The sequence below is a fragment of the Prevotella sp. HJM029 genome (assembly GCF_000599605.1).
Taxonomy (GTDB): domain Bacteria; phylum Bacteroidota; class Bacteroidia; order Bacteroidales; family Bacteroidaceae; genus Prevotella.
This window is the reverse complement of the sequence record NZ_AZHT01000096.1, coordinates 1-2,090: the sequence shown is the minus strand read 5'-3', so window position 1 is coordinate 2,090 and position 2,090 is coordinate 1. Positions and strand designations below refer to the sequence as shown.

4 protein-coding genes are annotated in these 2,090 nt (G+C 43.7%); all 4 read left to right on the top strand.

The genetic code is table 11. The features are described 5' to 3' along the window. The coding region (locus X919_RS0105500; RefSeq protein ID WP_028899328.1) for a DUF1896 domain-containing protein at positions 1-460 on the top strand (460 nt) is incomplete at its 5' end. 138 nt (positions 461-598) lie between these two features. Next, positions 599-946 carry a hypothetical protein gene (locus X919_RS0105495; RefSeq protein WP_028899327.1) on the top strand — a complete coding sequence of 116 codons (348 nt, stop codon included), beginning with the start codon at positions 599-601 and terminating at the stop codon, positions 944-946. 353 nt (positions 947-1,299) lie between these two features. Then, positions 1,300-1,731: a hypothetical protein gene (locus X919_RS0105490; RefSeq protein ID WP_028899326.1), complete on the top strand. Its 432-nt coding sequence runs from the start codon at positions 1,300-1,302 to the stop codon at positions 1,729-1,731. Positions 1,732-1,753: 22 nt separating this feature from the next. Then, on the top strand, positions 1,754-2,090 hold a 337-nt coding region (locus X919_RS0105485), incomplete at its 3' end, for a PcfK-like family protein (protein ID WP_028899325.1).

Sequence of the window (2,090 nt, the reverse complement as noted above, 5' to 3'; positions counted from 1 at the left end):
AACAAAGAAAGAGCTTTCCTACTTCCGTTTGAAGTTAGAGAACTACCTCAGTGAGCATTTCCCAGAAATGATGAGTGACAAACCATTCATAACGGCAAGAGCTGATGAAGCCCTTACTACCTATTGTGATGCAGTGGCACAAGGCTTCTCGCATCCCGAAGCTGAGACAATGGCAAGTGAAGTCTTATACCAAGGTTTGCACTTTTCCAAGTACGACACGCTTGTATCCGTCTTAGAGAATGAGTTCGAGAAAGAACTCCCTTCTCCTCTTCCTGAAAGACTAACACCGATACTTTTGAAGAATAAGGCTGTGCAAAGCGTTTTCGATAAGTATGAACTGACAGACGATTTTGGTGCAAGTCCAGAGTATGAGAAACTCTACACCGAACTGACAGGGACAATCGTTCTGATCATCGAGGTTAATGGTCTGCCAACCGTCAATAGTGAGAACATGACTTGATGTAACACCATCGGGAGCTTTTGTAGTGTCAAGAGCCAAGATAACTATTCTTCCCCACACACCAAGAGTTTAAGCAAACACTTGGCTTTGTGAGGCAGAATATCTTGTTATTGCTCTTGAACTATTAAAAGCTCCGATATGAATACAATCATCATGAATCAAGACGTTCACACACCTGCCTTCATCAAGGCAGACGCATCGAACAGAACCGATAATATCAAGCAGCAGCCAACTTCTCCCAAGCAAGTCCGTCGCTTCGGTTGGACACGATTCATCGAACTCGCTATCCTGCTTTCCATTGTTATCGGTGTCATTTGGCTTATCTCGAAGATGGTAACTCCGCAAGTCGTAACTGCCGTCTCTGTCATTGCAGGTTTTCTGATACTACGCTTTATAGTCAGGGTAATTCTAAAAGTGACAATTACGCTGCTGAGCATTCTCTTCTGGCTGGCAATTCTCTGTGCCATCCTGCTTTGCGTGCTTTGAAAAGCATGGCTCTGTAATACCTTTCATGTTATTTCATCAGGTGGTTATCTCGCATTTTGAGATAGCCACCTTTTCTATTTCCCACTACGAGCGTTGCACTTTTGCTTCTTTTCCAATGCTCCACGATATGCGATGACAAGGAGACGGATGCTATTCCCTTTTTATCCGCAAAGGTAGTACGGGGCTTGTGGCTTTCCCAAGGTCCTAAGCCGCTTGGTTTGTCTGGAAAATCTCCACACCTACGGGTAGTATTTTCCGCCAAAACCTTGTGCAAGCCCGCTCCGCTACCTCTATTTTGCTACAAAAAGGAATCAGCATACTCCGATCTTTGGACGCATAAAAAAAATGTCGCTATGGATAAGCAAAAAGTAAATACAACATCGTCGATGAACAGCAAAGGATATAGCTCCTCCTCTCATTACCGCATTAACCCTGTGGCTGAAAAAAGTGAGCAAGTGTTGGCAATTAAGTTTGTACAATGGGACGTACTCCCTTTGGAGAGCCTTTGTAATAGCAAAGTATATCTCCTGCGTGTGAAACTCAATCGTGGCGAGTGTATGAGTCGTGAGGAAAAGAATTGGCTATGTGAGGCGGTGAACTCAAACACCTATTTCCGCACAGCCGTTCCACTGCAAGGCTATCGCTTTGACTTCTTTGATGTACTGAAGAAATACCTTGTCAATCAGTACGGACAATGGACAGAGTATTACGCACCCGACAGAACAAGCCTAAGAGCCTACCTATATGGGCGCATCTATCAAATAGTAGAAATCCCCAAGTATTAACAACATCAAAACATATACGACAATGAAAGGAACAGAACATTTCACACGGACAATAGCCGAGTATCTCAATCAGCGTGCTATGGCAGACCCCTTGTTTGCCCCTAACTTGTTGAAGCCAAACAAGAATATTGAGGAGTGCATCACCTACATTCTTAATGAAGTGCAGAAAAGCGGTTGCAACGGCTTTGATGATGATGAAATCTTCTCTATGGCTGTTCACTACTACGATGAAGACGATATAGAGGTGGGTAAGGTTATTTCTTGCCAAGTTGCCGTTAATCACATTGTAGAACTCACAGAGGAAGAAAAAGTCGAAGCAAGGCAGGAAGCCATTAAACAATATCAGCGTGAGGAACTTG

Excerpts from the sequence above, each read along its gene's own strand:
- X919_RS0105490 (WP_028899326.1), top strand. The coding sequence starts at position 1,300 with ATGGATAAGCAAAAAGTAAATACAACATCGTCGATGAACAGCAAAGGA.
- X919_RS0105495 (WP_028899327.1), top strand. The coding sequence starts at position 599 with ATGAATACAATCATCATGAATCAAGACGTTCACACACCTGCCTTCATC.